At 42.6% G+C, this 18,821-nt stretch carries 14 protein-coding genes; 2 read left to right on the forward strand and 12 right to left on the reverse strand.

Translation table 11 applies throughout. The features are described from left to right. Positions 1-172: 172 nt before the first annotated feature. The 7 genes from IR173_RS13015 to IR173_RS13045 form a co-directional block, all read right to left on the reverse strand. Positions 173-2,005, reverse strand: coding sequence for an ABC transporter ATP-binding protein (locus tag IR173_RS13015; RefSeq protein ID WP_237040029.1), 1,833 nt, complete (start codon positions 2,003-2,005; stop codon positions 173-175). 222 nt (positions 2,006-2,227) lie between these two features. Continuing rightward, the gene (locus IR173_RS13020) at positions 2,228-2,662 is read right to left on the reverse strand and encodes a copper resistance protein NlpE (protein ID WP_237040030.1); all 435 of its coding nucleotides are present in this window, start codon (positions 2,660-2,662) and stop codon (positions 2,228-2,230) included. A gap of 37 nt (positions 2,663-2,699) precedes the next feature. Next, positions 2,700-3,950: an ABC transporter permease gene (locus IR173_RS13025; protein WP_237040031.1), complete on the reverse strand. Its 1,251-nt coding sequence runs from the start codon at positions 3,948-3,950 to the stop codon at positions 2,700-2,702. A gap of 12 nt (positions 3,951-3,962) precedes the next feature. After that, on the reverse strand, positions 3,963-5,132 hold the full coding sequence (locus IR173_RS13030) for an ABC transporter permease (RefSeq protein ID WP_237040032.1): 1,170 nt from the start codon (positions 5,130-5,132) through the stop codon (positions 3,963-3,965). Beyond that, positions 5,133-6,119: an HlyD family secretion protein gene (locus IR173_RS13035; protein WP_237040033.1), complete on the reverse strand. Its 987-nt coding sequence runs from the start codon at positions 6,117-6,119 to the stop codon at positions 5,133-5,135. It abuts the gene before it with no gap. A gap of 9 nt (positions 6,120-6,128) precedes the next feature. Then, positions 6,129-7,595: a TolC family protein gene (locus IR173_RS13040; RefSeq protein WP_237040034.1), complete on the reverse strand. Its 1,467-nt coding sequence runs from the start codon at positions 7,593-7,595 to the stop codon at positions 6,129-6,131. Between the two features lie 157 nt (positions 7,596-7,752). Beyond that, positions 7,753-8,625 (reverse strand): hypothetical protein, encoded by an 873-nt coding sequence (locus tag IR173_RS13045; RefSeq protein WP_237040035.1) that lies wholly within the window; start codon positions 8,623-8,625, stop codon positions 7,753-7,755. 156 nt (positions 8,626-8,781) lie between these two features. Between IR173_RS13045 and mdh the strand changes: the two genes are divergently transcribed. Then, positions 8,782-9,723, forward strand: coding sequence for a malate dehydrogenase (gene mdh / locus IR173_RS13050; RefSeq protein ID WP_237040036.1), 942 nt, complete (start codon positions 8,782-8,784; stop codon positions 9,721-9,723). A gap of 418 nt (positions 9,724-10,141) precedes the next feature. On the opposite strand, the gene IR173_RS13055 is transcribed toward mdh, so the two are convergent. From IR173_RS13055 to gdhA, 5 genes are all read right to left on the reverse strand, one after another. Beyond that, entirely contained in the window at positions 10,142-11,851 is a 1,710-nt protein-coding gene (locus IR173_RS13055; RefSeq protein WP_237040037.1) for a fimbrillin family protein, read from the reverse strand. A 28-nt stretch (positions 11,852-11,879) separates the two neighbouring features. Further along, positions 11,880-12,395, reverse strand: coding sequence for an IbrB-like domain-containing protein (locus tag IR173_RS13060; protein ID WP_005935734.1), 516 nt, complete (start codon positions 12,393-12,395; stop codon positions 11,880-11,882). Beyond that, complete coding sequence (locus tag IR173_RS13065) at positions 12,392-13,693, reverse strand: DUF3440 domain-containing protein (protein ID WP_237040038.1); 1,302 nt, start codon at positions 13,691-13,693, stop codon at positions 12,392-12,394. Before IR173_RS13065 ends, IR173_RS13060 begins: the two co-directional genes overlap by 4 nt. Further along, positions 13,674-14,084, reverse strand: coding sequence for a hypothetical protein (locus IR173_RS13070; RefSeq protein ID WP_237040039.1), 411 nt, complete (start codon positions 14,082-14,084; stop codon positions 13,674-13,676). Before IR173_RS13070 ends, IR173_RS13065 begins: the two co-directional genes overlap by 20 nt. A 164-nt stretch (positions 14,085-14,248) precedes the next feature. Further along, complete coding sequence (gdhA, locus tag IR173_RS13075) at positions 14,249-15,586, reverse strand: NADP-specific glutamate dehydrogenase (protein ID WP_237040040.1); 1,338 nt, start codon at positions 15,584-15,586, stop codon at positions 14,249-14,251. Positions 15,587-15,819: 233 nt separating this feature from the next. On the opposite strand from gdhA, the gene IR173_RS13080 reads away from it, so the two are divergent. Then, the gene (locus IR173_RS13080; RefSeq protein WP_237040041.1) at positions 15,820-18,777 is read left to right on the forward strand and encodes a PEP/pyruvate-binding domain-containing protein; all 2,958 of its coding nucleotides are present in this window, start codon (positions 15,820-15,822) and stop codon (positions 18,775-18,777) included. The last annotated feature ends 44 nt before the right edge of the window (positions 18,778-18,821 follow it).

Consider the following 18,821-nt stretch of genomic DNA (forward strand, 5'->3'; position numbering starts at 1 on the left):
AGTTAATTACGATGTTTTCGCAAACTTACGAAATTGTCGTAATTAAACAATGCAAGGAGGGTTAATTAATGCAAAGAGGGTGCATTAAATTAGTGATTGGCTATTTCCGTGCCGGTGAGACAGTCCGGCGGGATGTCCGGACAGCTATACTTATGGTTTGTTGTGCTGAGGGTTAGCTCATTTGTTGCATATCACACAGTTTCTTGTAATATCCGTCCATGGCCAACAAGTCTTCGTGCTTGCCGCGTTCCACGATGCGTCCTTCGTGCAGAACGCAAATCTCGTCTGCATTGCGGATAGTGGACAACCGGTGTGCGATGGCAATGGTTGTTCTGTTTTTCATTAATTTCTCCAAAGCATCCTGCACCATTCGTTCGCTTTCGGTGTCGAGTGCCGAAGTTGCTTCATCTAAAATCAGGATAGGAGGATTCTTCAGGATAGCTCGTGCAATGCTGATACGTTGGCGTTGGCCACCTGAAAGTTTACCGCCTCGATCGCCAATCATGGTGTCGTAACCGTTTTCGCTTGCTATGATGAAATCGTGTGCATTGGCTATCTTGGCAGCTTCAACCACTTGTTCCATGGTGGCGTTTTCTACACCGAAGGAGATATTATTATAAAAGGTATCATTAAACAGGATAGCTTCCTGGTTGACATTGCCCATAATGCTGCGCAGGTCGTGCAGGGTTGTATCTTTTACATTTATGCCGTCTATCAGGACTTCACCCTGTTGCACGTCATAGTAACGGGGAATAAGGTCTACCATGGTCGATTTTCCGGACCCCGACTGTCCGACGAGTGCCACCGTCTTTCCCTTTTCTATGGTGAGGTTGATATTTTGAAGCACCCATTGGTTCTCATATTTAAAGCATACGTCACGAAATTCTATCTTATCTTTCAGTGGACCGACGGGAATCGGAGTCGGGCTTATTTTCATCTTGTTTTCTGCCATTAGGATTTTGTCTACACGTTCCATGCTGGCAAGCCCTTTGGGTATGTTATATCCGGCCTTCGAGAAATCTTTCAATGGATTGATAACACTGTAGAGGATGGTCAGGTAAAAGATAAAGGAAGGAGCGGTGATGGTGTTGTTGTTGTGTAATATCAGTGTGCCTCCAAACCACAATACGATGACAATGAGTATTGTTCCCAAAAACTCACTCATCGGGTGTGCCATTTGCTGGCGGATATTAACGTGATTGATGGTATTGCGGTATAGATTGTTGGACTCGGTAAAGCGGGCATTCATCTTCTTTTCGGCATTGAAAGCCTTGATGATGCGCAGACCGCCAAGTGTCTCTTCCAGTTGTGACATTAAATCACTCCATTGTCCTTGGGCGATAAGCGAGCCGCGTTTCAGTTTCTTTCCTACTGTTCCCATTATCCAGCCCATGATGGGGACAATGGCGATGGTAAACAAGGTAAGTTGCCAACTGATGATGATAAGCGTCGTGAAATAAGAGATAATAAGAATGGGGTTTTTGAGTAACATATCCAATGAGGACATGATGGAGTTCTCTATTTCATTTACGTCACCGCTCATGCGGGCTATGATGTCGCCTTTTCTTTCTTCCGAGAAAAAGCCGAGAGGAAGACTGAGTAATTTTTTATAAAGTTGAACCCTGATATCGCGGACAATACCGGTACGGATGGGAATCATGGTGGCGGAAGAGAGGAAATAACATCCTGTCTTTAAGAAAGTCATACAAGCCATGAATAACCCCAGTAGCAAAAGGGTGGTGCTGGGGCCGTACTGGTTGATTAGTTCTGTGATGTAATATTGGAAATTGTTGATTACAATATCCTTGATGGAAGCGTCGGCATTCCACGGCATGAAAGTATAAGTGGCTTTCTCCATCTGAAACAGGATGCTCAGTATGGGCACGATGAGTGAGAAGGAGAAGATGTTTAAAACAGCTGATAATATATTGAATAGAGTACTTAAAGCTAGGTACTTCTTATAGGGAGGTACGAACCGACGGAGTATCTGTATAAATTCTTTCATGATTAATCTGTTGATTGATGGGCGCAAAGGTAGTAAAAAGCCATGAATAAAATGGAGGAAAGTGATAAAAGATGGGAGAGGGGGCGGAAAATTCTGTCTGAGGGTATATCAAAAATCTAAGGTAGTTCTGATATGAGAAATACTTGGTTACTGATGCGGGCGTAAATTCTTTAGACAGAAGAATATTCTTCTGTCTAAAGGAATGATGCATGTTTTTTGCAATTATTGTTTTTTATGCAATATATAATGGTCAGCCAATTCACCGGTTATTTCTTGCTTGTCTTGGTCGAGAGCAGTCAGTGTATTTTCGTCCACTTTATAATAATTCTTTTCGTCTCCATTCTGCAGGGTTATCAGATTATCTTCAATGGTATAGTTTCCCTTATCGGTGAAAGTGGCATCTTTTCTGTCGATGTATTCTGAAACAAGAGTAAATGTCTTGTCCTTGTTCAGTGTAAGGGTGATGTTTATACCCGGGCAGTCGGCAGCAGGGAAAGTGCCGGTATAAGTTCCATTGTAGTCCAATGAATTTTCTGTATTATGCATGTCGGTGAGTTCGGTGTCTGCGGCTGTGGCAGTGTTGTCTGTACTCTTTTGGTTACTGTTGCATGCGGCAATCAATAGGCAGGCGCAGACCAGCATGAAAATTTTCTTCATAATGTTTTCTTTTTAGTTTTTAGTTAATAAAACAAATTTATAGCTCTTTTGGTTTATGTCTGTTTTTTATCTCTTTCAGCCTTGCATATACGTGCATGCGGCTGAGGGTTATCTGTCGGCGATAAACAATACAAGTGGTGAGGAAATAAATGCCGGTTTGCAGCCACAGGGCATGATACTCTGTTGCAACATCGGGCAGTGTGGCCCCCATATTATTGATTCGCACAAAGCCGTTGATGCCGAAGGTAGAGGGAAATATCCATGAAATGATTCTCCAAAACTCGGGGATGGCAGAGCCGGGCCATGAGATGCCTGAAATGAATAATAAGGGCACGGATGTGAACACGTATATCATCATGCAGGCTTCGCGGTGGTGAATAAAGATGGAACAGGTCATTGCAAAGAAAATGCATGCCGATATATAGGGAAGCACGAAAGCGAAGAGTGTGCTTGGCTGTGCTATCTGTACCAAACTGAATATTTGGGGTACCAGACAAAGCATATAGACTGACATGATAATGTAAATCATGAAATAGGTGAGTGACTTGCCCAGAACGATGCGGAGTGTGCCGTGATAATGGCGGCTTAAAGGAACTAAGTCGCGGAAACGGTTGGTCTCACGGGCTGTTCCGGCAGATAAACCGATACCCAGTAGCAGTGTTTGCTGAATGATAAGTATCAATACGGCAGGAATCAGAAAACTGGCGAATCCGTTTTGCGGGTTGAAGATAGAGACGTCTTCATACTCGATGGGCGAGGCACTGACTTCATCCTGACGGTTGGTGGTATTGCCGGAGCGTTCTATCTTTATTTGTTTGTTCATTGCCAGAGATGCATTGGTGTTGGCAGTCAACATGGCTTTGTAATACAACATTCCACTCATGTCACAGTAAAGTGTGACACGGGTTTGAATCCCTTTGGAAATGTCACGGCTGAAGTTTTCGGGAATATAGATGATTCCATAGGCTTTTCCGTCCTTCATCAATGTCTTGGCCTCTTCCATATCTGCACAATAAGAAATGATGTGGAGGTCGGGACCGGCATCAACCAACCGTAGATATTCCCGGCTGAGCGTGGAACGGTTGTTGTCTACTACCACTGCAGGTACTTCGCGAATGGTTTCGTTCGTATATATAAAGGTATAAAGTAATGGGTATCCCAGTGGAACCAAGATAAAGAAAATCAATACACCTTGGTCCTTTACCACCGCTTTCAGCTCTTGCCACCAAATATAGAACAGGTCTGAAATGCCTTCCGAAACGATCTCTTTGAATTTCTTTTCTTTCATGACAGATTTGTTTTAGGGGATATATACATAGTGCAGTAACACGGTGCGCAATCTTTTCAGGATGAAGAAGGGCAATAGCATGAACAGCATGAGTGCCACTACCGAATGCCATGCATAAATCAGAGGATAGCCGTTGAGTGCCAAATTGACGTAGATGAGGAAATAATGCCGTAAAGGAAACAGGTAGGCTAATCCTTGCAATACAGGATTCATAGCCATAACCGGAAAGCTCATTCCTGAGATGGAGAAAGAAATGACTCCCCATAGCGAAGCTGTGCTCAAGGCCAGTCGCATGGTAGTGAACAGTCCGAATAGGAAAATGCCAAAGGCTTGTGAGGACAATACCAGTAACAATCCTGCCAGAAGCATAGGGAGGATGCCGCTGTTGCATGGATAATGCAGGAAACCATACAGGTATACATTATAAAAGGTGGCCATGATAAAGAATACGATGGTCTGTGGCAACAGTTTGCCGGATAGAGCCAAAGTGACGGAATTATCGGCCATTTGCATCCATTCTTTCTGGGTATTGCCTTTTACTTCGCTTCCGATGGTATAGATGGTAGTCATGAATATCAGTAACATCAGGATACCCGGTATAATGGTATTGCTCAGGTAAACGGAATAGTTCAACCAAGGGTTGTTCAGAATGTGAGAATCAATGACAATAGGTTGCAGGAAAGCCACCGCTTGGTCGTCGGTAGCACCTTTGGCACGTAAAGTGGCGCGGCCGATGGCACCGCCTGCCAGTTCGGACATGGTGCGCTGGTCTTTATAAAGCAGTGACCCGGCTACCAAGTATGAGTAGTTGGTGTAAAACGAGACTTTGGGCTGACGACTGGCTAGCGCTTTTTCCGTCGTACCTTCGGGAATAAAATAAAAAGCATAAATCTTTCCTTCCTGCATGGCTTTGCGTGCATCGGCAAAGTCGGCATAATGCGCCACAATCTTGGTTTGCTGAAAAGCATCCAGATTGCGGATAATGCTGCGGGTGGTTGCCGTGTTGTCCAAATCGACGACACCTGCCGGCATATCTGTGGGAAGTCCGTTCCACATCAGCGTTGTGAAGAAGATGTAGCAGAACAAAGGAGCTATGACCATGCAAAACAGGTATAGCGGCCTTGTGGCAATGCGGAACACTTCGCGTTTGGCTATCTGAAAGATAATATGCGTTGTTTTCATTTATTTCTCTATAATGGCGCTCATCCCGGGACGTAAACCTTCTACCTTCTCCACAGGAACAGCTTTGACTTCGAATGTCTTTAAATCAAATTGTCCGGTTGTTTTTGTTGCTTTCCATGCAGCGTATGTGCCGAGGTCTTTCATATAGGTTACTCTGAACTTCACTTCTTTATCGAATGCAGGGATAAAAGCGTTGATTTCTTCTCCTACAGTGAAGTCTTTCAAGAAATCTTCGCGCACATTGAAAGTTACCCACATATCATCCAGTCGGGCAATATTCATAATCGGAGCACCGGTTCCGACCAGTTCGCCTACCTTGGGAAAGATTTCAGTCACCTCACCGTCTGCGGCGGCTGTGAGAATTGTTTCGTCTATATAAGAAGACACTTCGGCTACTGCTCCTTTGGCACGTTCCACTTGTGCGGCGGCAGCTGCTTTGTCTTCTTGTTGAGCACCGTTTTTAGCCATTTCGTATTGTGAACGGGCAGCTTTTTCGGTGGCTGTCATCGCGTCAAACTGTGCTTTGGCTTCATCGCGTTTTTGTGCGGACATTACACCTTGCTGGAAAAGGTTGTTTACACGCTTGTACGATACTTCGGCAATCTCTACTCCGGCTTTGGCTTTCTGCCACATTTCGAAGGCAGCCTGCAACTGTTCCCGGCGAGTTCCGCGCTGTGCTTTCTCGCTGATGGCCCGGGCTGCTTGTTCGGCGGCTTGTGCCTGTGATAGCTTAGCCATTACATCGGGAGCTTCGAGGATAACCAGTGTATCGCCGGCTTTAACCTTGTCTCCTTCTTTTACACGGAATTCAAGAATACGTGCCGGAACTTTACCGGATACACGGTATTCGTCTGCTTCTGCTTGTCCCTGAATGATTTCGGGGCCTTTGCCCAATGTGAAGAAACCTATCAGAGACACGACTACAATGACTGCCGTCAGTGAAATGAATGCCAGCAAAATGTTGCTGCGTTGTGTTCTTTCTGCCATATCTTGTTCTTATTTTAATGTTCCCATTGATTTGCGTAAATATACTTGAGTCAATTTCACGTCTATCTGTGCGTCTATCTTGTCCGATTGAGCCGACAGCCATGCTGTTTGTGCTTCCAGCACATTGCTGGTGGGGATGACACCTTCGCTGAAACCTAATTTGGCGTAACGAAGGTTTTCTTCCGCTTTTTCCATATTCTTGGTAGCCATTGCCAGTTTCTTTCCGGCTTCGTTTACTTTGAAAGTGGCTTGATTGACTTGCAGTTCTACCTTTTCTTTTACGTCTGACAACTGATAGCGGGCAATATTAGCTTCGGCTTTGGCTGCTTTTACTTTATACATTCCTTCGCCCCAGTTCCAAATGGGTATTTTTACCAATGCACCTACCGCCCACATACCACGGAATTTGTTTTCGAAGCCGTTGACTAACGAAGGGTTTGTCACCATATAATTGGCTGTCAGGGCCACAGTCGGCAAGAAGTCAGCGCGGGTGACATTGACTTTCTGTGCATATATTTTAGTAGCCAGATTGAGACTCCGCAATTCTTCGCGGTTGGCGAGGGCAGTGGCAACATTGTCGGCAACCTGTATTTCATCGGCAACCAAGAGATTTTCTACATTCTCGTCCGCCAATTGAATCTCCTCATCCAAAGGGATACCGCAGAGCTGGCACAATACCATTTTAGAAAGACTCAGTCCGTCTTCCACTTGTGTCAGTTTCATTTCAGCTTCGTTTACTTTCACCTTTACGCTGAGACCGTCAGCTTTGGTAGCCACTCCTTCGGCAATCATTTTGTCTACGTCACCATCCAGTTGTTGTACGAGCTTGAGATAACTTTCAGCCAGCTTTTTTTTGTTTATCAGCGAAATGACCTGCCAATAGGCTTGGTCGGTACTAAGAATGATATCTTGCATGCCGGTGGCATGTTGTGATTTGGCCAGTTGTTCGGCATATTGGGTTATCTTGTTGTAGGCCACTATTTTCCCTCCCATAAAGATAGGTTGGGTGAGGGTGACGGCACCTGCATACATATTGCGAGTGTCGGTGTGTAAAGCATCAACCAGCCCTTGTCCTATGCCATTCAGTTTGCTTCCTATGCCTGGAATGAGTGGAGCCAACGGTTGTAGCAGGGCACCCAGTTCGGGACTGGAAGCGGCCAGTTGTTGAAATGTTTCTTGGAGAGAGCCTTGAGCAACAGTCCCGATATTGCTGAGTGCTCCTTTTTGATCGTTACTTAATAAGGAGATTTCTTTTTGGGTACGCATATACGTTCCCATAGCAGCAATCTTGGGCAAATAGTTAGTAAAGGCAGCTTTCTTCTCATAATGCGCCACATTTATTTTCTCAGCGGATATGCGTAACTCTTTATTGTTTTTTAGTGCCATAGCACGACAACTATCCAGCGTCAGCATGTTTTGGGCTGAACCCCCGACTGATACCCCTATAAATAGGATAAAACCGAAAATTCTCTTCATTTTGGTGTTGTTGCTTATGTGTTTAAAGTTGCTTATGCAACGATGCAAAGATACGACTAAAATGTGAATAGGCAATATCAGCCGAATAAAAAGATATAAAAAAAGAGAAACCGGATAATCGGCTTCTCTTTTTTTATGATATGACGGGTAAAGGAATTTATTTCATGGTAAATGCCTGCTGGCCTATCATAGTGCCTTCGGCAAAGATATATACATGGTAAGTACCTGCCGGAAGGTATTCTTCCACATCCCAATAAACGGTCACGTTTTGTTCTTCTCCTGTATATTCGATATACTTCTTGATGGAATAAGTCAGTTCACGGTTTTCATAAGGGAATGTATTGGATGCATTCTTGGTCAATACATCGTTATCCGGTTTGGCAATGCGTATATATAATGTACGCTCGCCTGTCTTTGCAGTGATGTTCTTGACGATTGTGAAGGAAACAGCTATCTTCTTCACATCTTTCACCTTTTTGGCTTCTCTTCCCCGCTTGTTTTTGGGAAGGACAGTGATGGCGGTTGCATCCAGTTGTGATGCCAAGGTCACCTTTTCATTCAGATTCTTCTTTTCTTGAGACAGGTTGCTGATTTGGCGGGTTGCCTGCGTATATTTCTGTTTTACTTCATGGTTCTCTTCTGCCAAAGCCTGATTGAGCTTGTTCAGTGAATCGATTTGGATAACATAGGTGCGCAGTACGGCACGGACAGTTTTCAGTTCCTTTTTCAGTCGCATGATTTCAGCAGCATTGCTTGTTTTTACCTGGCGCAACTCTTCTAACAGTCGTTGAGTCTTCAATTTCTCACTTTCCAACCTTTCGCGCAGGGAGTCATTGCTGATTTGTACCTGAAGTTCATCATATTGAGTTGCAAAAGTGGTGTACTCATTCTCCATCTCCAGTTTCTCAACAGCAAAGAGTTCACTCATTTCTTTATTTTCCTTTGCCTGACGGAAAGCATAGAAAGAAACTCCGCCGATGATAACAATCAGCAGAATAATGACAATAATCAGTTTTTTGCTCTTATCCATAGTGTTACATTGATTTTTTGACAAAAGTACAATATTTTGCGCATACTGCCCGAAAATAATTACGGAAATTTTTCTCTAATTCGGAATATCATTGTAACTTTGCAGTGCTTTTAAGAAGACGATTTTATTATCAACTTTAAACAAAATATAGAGATTATGTCAAAAGTAACCGTAGTAGGCGCAGGTAACGTAGGTGCTACATGTGCAAATGTTCTTGCTTTTAACGAAGTAGCAGACGAAGTAGTAATGCTGGACGTTAAAGAAGGTGTATCGGAAGGTAAAGCAATGGATATGATGCAGACAGCTCAGTTGTTGGGCTTCGACACAAACATTGTTGGTTGCACTAACGATTATGAAAAAACAGCTAACTCTGACGTTGTTGTTATCACTTCAGGTATTCCTCGTAAACCGGGTATGACTCGTGAAGAACTGATTGGTGTTAATGCAGGTATCGTTAAATCTGTAGCTCAGAACATTCTGAAATATTCTCCTAACGCTATCATCGTAGTTATCTCTAACCCGATGGATACTATGACTTATTTGTCATTGAAAGCTTTGGGCTTGCCGAAGAACAGAATCATCGGTATGGGTGGTGCTTTGGATAGCTCACGTTTCAAATACTTCTTGTCTCAGGCTTTGGGTTGCAATGCAAACGAAGTAGAAGGCATGGTAATCGGCGGTCACGGTGATACTACTATGATTCCTTTGACTCGTTTCGCTACTTACAAAGGCATGCCTGTTTCTAACTTCTTGTCTGAAGAAAAGTTGCAGGAAGTTGCTGCCGCTACTATGGTAGGTGGTGCTACTCTGACTAAATTGCTGGGTACTTCTGCATGGTATGCTCCGGGTGCAGCTGGTGCATTCGTTGTTGAATCTATCATCCACAATCAGGGTAAGATGGTTCCTTGTTCAGTTTACTTGGAAGGCGAATACGGTGAATCGGATATTTGCTGTGGTGTTCCTGTAATCTTGGGTAAGAATGGTATTGAAAAGATCGTTGAATTGCCTTTGAACGAAGACGAAAAAGCTAAATTCGCTGCAAGTGCTGCTGCTGTTCGCAAGACTAACGCTGCTTTGCATGAAGTAGGTGCTCTTTAATCCAAACAATAAATATTAGTAAAAGGGACTGTCTGATAAAATGGACAGTCCCTTTTTGATAGTATTCTATCTCTGGGTCAGTTATTATTCCTGGGGATTTAACATATCAACCAAACACCTGTCCCCGGATGTTGTCTCCTCCGGTTTTTCAACCTCTGCATACGTTTTGAGTGCCCTAAGTCGTTTCATTAGTCGGACTAAGCGTTTTCGTCCTTTCGATTATGCCTGTCTGTCGGTCGAATTACTACAGTCTTCGGCAGCAGACTGTATAGTCCGTTGCAGTGGACCGTACAGTCTGCTATAGTGGACTGTACAGTCCATTACCGGAGACTGTAATAATCTGTCGCTCAAGAAGCCTTGGTTGTCCGTAAAAAATGGCTTAATCTTACTCTTGTTTGAGGTAAGTACCTCCTTCCCTTTATTTGATATCAATGAAGATAGCGGGAATCTCCTCGTTTCCACTTGTCCAATGCTTGAGTTCGTATTCGGGGTGGAGGAGAGAGTTTGTGTCTACCCATTCATTGAGAGAGGATAAAACGGATTTGCCATTGGTGTCGATGAAGTTTACATCATATTTTGTTAGATTTGTACCGTTGGTGACTCCGGTGGATAATCCTTCGTAATACCTGTAAAAGCAGTTTTCAATATAGCTTGAGGCATCTTGTCCGGTAATTATACCAAATGAGGTTTTATTAGAAGTATAGCAATCTACATAGCAATTAGAGACGGTTAGTGAACCGCTGCTGGAAGCTAGTATTCCTTTGCCATAAATTCCTCCTCTAGGGCCTCCGGATTTTGGTCTGACAAGTGTATTCTTAACGAAGAAACTATTTATTATTTTTCCACTTGCTTCTCCCGCTGCCCCTCCAATACATTGCGACTCTAGATGACAAGACACAACAGAACAGTTTACTATCGTCCCAGTTGAAAAAGCAGCTATACCACCTGCACGGTTACTAGATGTTCCTGCTGAGTTTAGAACTGAACAATTTATGATATACCCTTTATTATAACCTGCTAATATTCCGACATCTGATTTAGTTGTAGTATTGTTGTTTTTTGCTCCATTTATGCAAAGATTCTTAATGATTGCGTCTTCTGAGGTATATCCAAAGAGAGCACTTTTTTTATAATCGACTTGTGGTGTTAGATTATAGATAGTAAATCCTTGTCCATCAAATGTGTCATTAAAAGCATTACCATTTATTCCTATAGGCTTCATCCGTTTACAATCTTCGTCCGTCAATTCAATATCGTTCAGAAGTCTATAAGTGGTAATGCCATCTTTTGTGATGCCGAAGTCGCTCAGCGATTTACCATTGTATTCCTTATTGTTGATTAACAAACTGAATGCAATCAAATCTTCAGCAGAAGAGATTCCGATATTCGATTGTTCATCAAGAACTTTGATATTACATGCGTATTCGTAATTGCTTAAGAAGGCTTGTGGTTTTAGTTCTTTGATGAAACTTTTATGATTGGTGATAAGCTCGACTCTCAAACCGGTATTTTCGCTTGGAGGAATGATAAAGGAATAGCTTTCGGAAGAATCTCCGGCAGTGATGGTCGTATGGCTTTGCTCTGCATTGAGTTTCAGGTCTGCTGTGGCAGGAATAATCTTGTCAACAATGACAGGTGCCGTCAGTCTGATTTCTTTTATTTCTCCTTGTAATTCTTCGCTGATGTGAAAAGTGAGCCGGGAAAAGAGATGTTTAAACTGAAATTTGATTTCTTGGCCAGCCTCAAATTTGTCTTTTATGTAAAGGATATCCTCCAACTGCCCTTTCGAGTATAGGTCATCATACAGGTTGTCTGTATAAGTCGGGTATAGAGCAACAATATCGGTTGTTCCTGATAAATCAGTCCATACAATGGGCAAGTCGCTTTCCCATGTATTTCCCGAATAGGTGAAAATGCGGTTCTCTAATTGTAGACTTCCCGTGGCATTCAGCAGTGTCCGGCTGCCTGAAGGCAATGAAGTGGGAGGATTGTCTGTCAGGCTGTTAGTAAACCGGCAGCAGTTGCCTGTAATGATGCTTCTATCGCTTTGGATAAAATCGGTAAGGTTATCGGAACAGGCGCATACGACTGATACCGATAACCCTAATAGTAAATGAGTATATTTCAATTTGTTCGTTTATTTAGTCTGATTGTTGTCATGCTTCCTCCGGGATAGAAAACTCCTTGTCGGCAAACAGTTCCATTAATCCTGATATCTGTTTCAGGCGTAATAGTTCGTCGGCATCCATTCCGATATATTTCTTAATCCATTCATCGCTCATTCCGGCTTTAGTGAGCTCTGCTACAATGTCGACCATAAGTTCGACACTGTGGGTGCCGCGGGCACGGTTGTGGCGGATGGTACTTGCCATTCGGTTGGATAAGTCTTTCTCAATAACCACCACCGGCAATAACCCTTTTTCGCGTTCAAATACTCGTTTGGAAGTTCTGAGAACGCAGTAGCGGTGATAACCGTCTACGAGTTCGTAAACATCTTCATCCGGAATATAATAACAAACGCAAGGCATGGTGTATCCGTCTTCCCAAATACTAAGTTCGAGCAGCTTCATTTCGGGGGGCGCTACATGGTTGGGATTATAACTGTTGGCACGTACCTTTTCTACCGGTACACGGCGTACATGATATACAGGACTTTCGTATTCTTTTTTCATCTCATTATATTTTTGTATTTTTGCATCACTTTATCTCTTCTCTGTTTTTCCTTTTTGGTCAAGGCAAATCCCATGTATTTGCAAACGTGGTCATTCTTCAGAATACATATACACATACGTTTGTAAGTTGGAATTTCTTTGAATTCAGGGATGTCTATATCGTCCAGATAGTCCATTTGTACAGGCAGCTTGTCTGTCTTATAGTTGGTCGTTTTCTGCACATGTATATTTACGCCTAATTCATTTAATTTGCGTATGGTTTCCAGGCTGAGGCATCCTCCCCGATACTTCCAGAATTCTCTGCTGACTTTTAGTTTTTCAAGATAAGCGTTTTTCATATCTTCGGGGAGTGTCTCCAAAAGAAAATACATATACTCTTTCCATGTATAGCCTTTGGGCAGTTTTATGGTTTGCCACCCCATGGCACGGGTTCCTCCGTAGATGCCTGTAAAGTTCACGCCATTTACCCGGCCCAACATTCTTCCCCATGTGTTAGGGTCGATGGCTTTGTAAAGTTTCAGAGTTTCCTGAGCTGTACTTAAAAAAGGACTGGCAACACGTTGCTTGTCCAAGGGGACTCCTGCTTTATAATATAGTTCATAAAGTTGATTAAAGGGCCATTTGAAGCGTGCATAGGCCACCCATATATCCTCGGTGCGCCAATCATAGATGGGGTAAAGGTTAAAGAGGTCGTAGCCTATTCTGCGTGACCATTTTAAATTATGATATGTAAACAGGCGATTGTTGCTGTAAATCGTTCTCCAGCGGTCGAGGCTTTCTTGTGTCCGGATACCTACTAGACAGGCGGTGCGTACAGCATCCTTCTTTTTGTGATACCATCTTCCGAATTCCACTTGAAAATTATAATCCCACATTTCGTCGTTATAAAAAGGGAAGTCTTCCTTCTTATAGCAATTCTTTGGCATCGGACGCACCCAGTTGGCGTGCATCTCTTCATCCCAAGGGCGCCAGAACTGTTGATACATGGATGCACAGGTAACTACCTTGAATGGCACACATACATGGTAAATCTCCAGAATATCCAGATTCTGTCTGAATGTTTCTTCTACATAATCTGTTGTCATTTGGTATTGTGCCTCATAATCCATATGGAAGACACCAATTTTTCTATTCAGATTATGTTCTCTGATGTAATCAATGCATAGGTTAAGCAAGACTCCGCTATCCTTGCCTCCTGAAAAGGAGACGTAAATATTATCAAACTCAGCAAAAATAAATTTTAGTCGTTTCTGTATCAGCTCGTAAACATTCTCTGTGTTAGTTCCCTTTTTCTTCATTTTTATTTGTGTTGGTGTATATCATTTTAATATAATTGGTCCATTGGTGTTCCAGTTTGAACCCTAATTTCTTGAATATGTCCAGGTGTTTGGATAATACAATCGCAGTTATATCTTTTTCTACATCGATTTGGCTAAAAAGAAGTTTCAGTAATTCTCCGTCGTCTTCTTTGAGATAGTAGTTATTAATGACTGAAGTGTTTTTTTTGTCTTCCACAGGCAGAAAGCCCACTACTTCTTCTTGGTCGTCTACTGCAATATACCATTGATAATTTTCCGTAGTCTTGAATGGATAGTTGTTATTGGCCTTCAGTACTTTCGGATTCATTACTAGCGGACCTATTAATGGGTATAAATCGGCGTCCAAACCTTTTAGTTGTATTACTTTCATAGAATAATCAATTTATGAGCTTTTTCAAATTGGTACAAATTTATAAATAAACTTTGGAATTTTCAATAAAAAACGCTGCCATACCTTCACAGGCGGGCAGCGCAAGCTACAATACAAAATACAAATACAACTAAACGAGATATTTTTTATGCTAATAGAATGCTTTATACAATTCCTTGAGCCATCATTGCGTGAGCCACTTTCATAAAGCCGGCAATGTTTGCTCCTTTCACATAGTTGATGTATCCGTCGGGTTCTGTTCCGTACTTCACGCATTGTTCATGGATGCCATACATAATCTGATGCAATTTATCATCCACTTCTTTTGCGCTCCAACTCATGTGCATTGCATTTTGACTCATTTCCAAACCTGATGTTGCTACGCCACCTGCATTGACTGCCTTACCCGGTGCATAAAGCATCTTGTGTTCGATAAATGCATCAATAGCTTCGGGGGTACAACCCATGTTTGATATTTCTCCAATGCAAAGAACGGAATTTTTTATTAAATTGCAAGCATCTTCGCCATTTAATTCATTTTGAGTTGCACAGGGCAGTGCAATATCTACTTTTACTTCCCATGGACGACGTCCTGCAACGAATTTGGCGTTCGGATATTTTTCTGCATACGGAGCTACGATATCATTTCCTGATGCACGTAATTCCAGCATATAGTCTATTTTATCACCGCTGATGCCGTCCGGGTCATAAATATATCCGTCCGGGCCGGAGATGGTTACCACTTTTGCTCCTAATTCTGTTGCTTTAGTCACAGCACCCCATGCCACGTTGCCGAAACCGGAAACGGCTACAGTTTTACCTTTAATGTCGATACCTTTATTTTTAAGCATTTGGTTTACAAAGTACAGGCCACCGAATCCGGTTGCTTCGGGACGGATTAATGAACCGCCGAACTCCAATCCTTTACCGGTAAATGTACCCGTAAATTCGCGGGTGAGTTTTTTGTACATACCGAACATATAGCCGACTTCACGACCACCTACACCGATATCTCCGGCCGGTACGTCCATATCGGGACCTACATGACGCCATAATTCAAGCATAAATGCCTGACAGAAACGCATAACTTCAGCATCGCTCTTACCACGAGGTGAGAAGTCAGAGCCGCCCTTACCTCCGCCCATAGGCAGTGTGGTCAGTGCATTCTTAAATGTTTGTTCGAATCCTAAAAATTTCAGGATAGAGAGATTTACTGATGCATGGAAACGAATACCGCCTTTGTACGGACCAATGGCGTTGTTGAACTGCACGCGGTAACCTAAGTTTACCTGCACTTTGCCTTTGTCGTCCACCCAAGGCACCTTAAATGTAAAGATACGATCCGGTTCCACTAATCTTTCGATAAGTGATGCCTTTTCAAACTCCGGGTGTTGATTGTATATGTCTTGAATGGAGAGCAGCACCTCTTTAACTGCTTGCAAGTACTCTGATTCACCAGGGTGTTTGGCCTCAAGAGAAGCCATGATTTGATTGATATCCATAATAGTTTGCATTTAAGGTTTTGACAAAATGAAATTCATTTCTGATGCAAAGGTATGTTTTTATCCGACTTGGCAAAATATTTTTGCGAAAAAATTAGGGTTGCTATAATAAAAAGTTAATAGGAGGGTCTTTCCCTTAATTCCCAAAAGTTCTTTTTTCTTGCGAATAAGTTGCATAAGACAATATTATTAACGTATTTTGCTATTACATTATCTGTGTAAATCTAAGAATTATGCTCAGCAAGTTAAAATTAAATCAGCTGTATTTCAAGGATACTTCGTTTGTAAACCTTATGACCAAACGAATATTCAATGTCCTTTTGGTTGCCAATCCGTACGACGCTTTTATGTTGGAAGATGACGGGCGAATTGATGAAAAGATATTTAATGAATACATGAATCTCAGTCTTCGTTATCCACCTCGTTTTACACAGGTGTCTACCGAAGAGGAAACTTGGAAGCAGTTGGCGAATACCACATTCGACCTTGTAATCTGTATGCCTGGTTCCGACAACAGTGATACATTTGAAATTGCACGCAGCATTAAAAACAAGTATTCCCATATTCCATTGGTTGTGTTAACTCCGTTTTCTCATGGCATTACCGCACGTATGGAGCACGAAGATTTGAGCATCTTTGAATATGTATTTTGTTGGTTGGGGAATACTGACTTGTTGGTCTCTATCATTAAACTGATAGAAGACAAGATGAATTTGGAACATGACGTAAAAGAGGTTGGTGTGCAGATGATTATGCTGGTAGAAGACTCCATCCGTTTTTATTCTTCCGTGTTGCCTAATTTATATAAGTTTGTTCTGAAGCAGAGTCAAGAATTTGCTACTGAAGCATTAAATGCTCACCAACGTACACTTCGTATGCGGGGACGTCCCAAAATCGTTTTAACACGTACATACGAAGAGGCGATGGAGCTATATAATAAATATGAGAAAAATGTATTGGGCATCATTACCGATGCGCGTTATCCCCGTGGTGGAGTGGTAGACCCGATGGCAGGTATAAAGCTGCTTGCCGAAATTCGTTCTCGTGATCCTTTTATTCCTTTGATTCTCCAATCAGCAGAAGTCAATAATAAGGTATACGCCGGCAGATACGACGCGAGTTTTGTGGATAAGAACTCTAAAAAAATGAATATAGACTTGCGTGAAATCATTTCCGAGCATTTTGGTTTTGGAGATTTTATATTCCGCAATCCTGATACATTTGAAGAGGTGGCGCGTGTGCGCAATCTGAAAGAGTTGCAGAATATAATCTTTGCCATTCCGAAGGAGTCTTTGCTCTATCACATCAGTCGCAATCATGTCTCTCGTTGGCTCTACTCCCGTGCCATGTTTCCGCCTGCCGAGTTCCTGAAGCAGATTACTTGGAAGTCTTTGCAGGACATAGATGCGCATCGTCGGATTATCTTCGAAGCGATTGTAAAATATCGTAAGATGAAGAATCAAGGTGTAGTGGCGGTATTCCAGCGTGACCGTTTTGACCGCTATTCCAACTTTGCCCGCATCGGCGAAGGCTCTTTGGGAGGAAAAGGGCGCGGACTTGCCTTTATAGACAATATGGTAAAGCGTCATATAGAATTCGAAGAGTTTGAAAATGCCACTGTCGTTATCCCTAAAACGGTGGTGCTCTGTACTGATATCTTTGACGAGTTCATGGATACCAACGGACTGTATCAGGTGGCTCTGAGTGATGCGGATGACGACACGATATTGAAAGCTTTTCTTCGCGCCAAGCTGCCCGACCGTTTAGTAGAGGACTTTTTCGCATTCTTTGATGTGGTGAAGTCTCCGATAGCCATCCGTTCTTCCAGTTTGTTGGAAGACTCCCATTATCAACCTTTTGCAGGTATTTATTCCACCTATATGATTCCATACTTGGAGGACAAGTATGAGATGTTGCGTATGTTGAGTGATGCCATAAAAGGTGTCTATGCCTCGGTTTATTATAGAGACAGTAAGGCTTATATGCAGGCCACCAGCAATGTCATCGATCAGGAAAAGATGGCTGTCATCTTGCAAGAAGTGGTGGGAACACAATATGGCGACCGTTTCTATCCGTCTATTTCCGGTGTGGCCCGTTCGCTCAACTATTATCCTATTGGCGACGAGAGGGCGGAAGAAGGTACGGTGAGTCTGGCATTAGGCTTGGGTAAATATATTGTAGATGGAGGATTGACTTTGCGTATCTGTCCGTATCATCCGAATCAAGTTTTGCAAACCAGTGAAATGGAGATAGCCCTTCGCGAAACCCAAACACAGTTCTATGCACTTGATTTGAAGAATACAGGTCACAATTTTTCTTTGGATGACGGTTTCAACTTGTTGAAACTTCCGGTGAAAGAAGCCGATAATGACGGAGCTTTGAACTTTATAGCGTCCACTTACGATCCTTATGATATGGTGATTCGTGACGGTATTTATCCGGGAGGCAGAAAACTGATTACTTTTGCCAATGTATTGCAGCACGATGTTTTCCCATTGCCCCGCATATTGCAACTGGCTCAGGAATATGGGCAGAGTGAGATGCGTCGTCCTGTCGAGATAGAGTTTGCCGTAACGCTGAATGCGCAGAAGAAAACAGGTGTGTTTTATCTGCTGCAAATTCGTCCGATGGTAGATATCAAGGCTGTTCTGGATGAGGATTTGAACCTTATTAAGGATGAGAATGTTTTATTAAGGAGTAATAATTCATTGGGGCATGGCATTATGGAGGATATTTATGATATAATCTATGTGAAAACGGAAGGCTATACAGCTTCAAACAATCCTACCATTGCGTATGAAATAGAAAAAATGAACCGTAAATTCCTGGATGAAGGCAAACATTATATACTGGTCGGACCGGGACGCTGGGGAAGCAGTGATTCTTGGTTGGGTATTCCTGTGAAGTGGCCTCATATTTCGGCTGCCCGCATTATAGTGGAAGCCGGTTTGACCAATTATCGTGTAGATCCGAGTCAGGGAACACATTTCTTTCAGAATCTGACTTCTTTTGGAGTGGGTTATTTCACTATTAATTCGTACATGAATGATGGCATATATAATCAGGACATACTCAACGCACAACCGGCGGTAGAGGAAACTCAGTTTATCAGGCACGTCCGTTTTGATAATCCTCTGATAGTGAAGATGGACGGAAAGAAGAAACAGGGAGTGGTGATGTTGCCCGAATAGTGTTCCAAATTGCACAAAATGTGTTCTAAATATCGATAAGGGTA

Source organism: Phocaeicola faecalis (assembly GCF_021730445.1).
Taxonomy (GTDB): Bacteria; Bacteroidota; Bacteroidia; order Bacteroidales; family Bacteroidaceae; genus Phocaeicola; species Phocaeicola faecalis.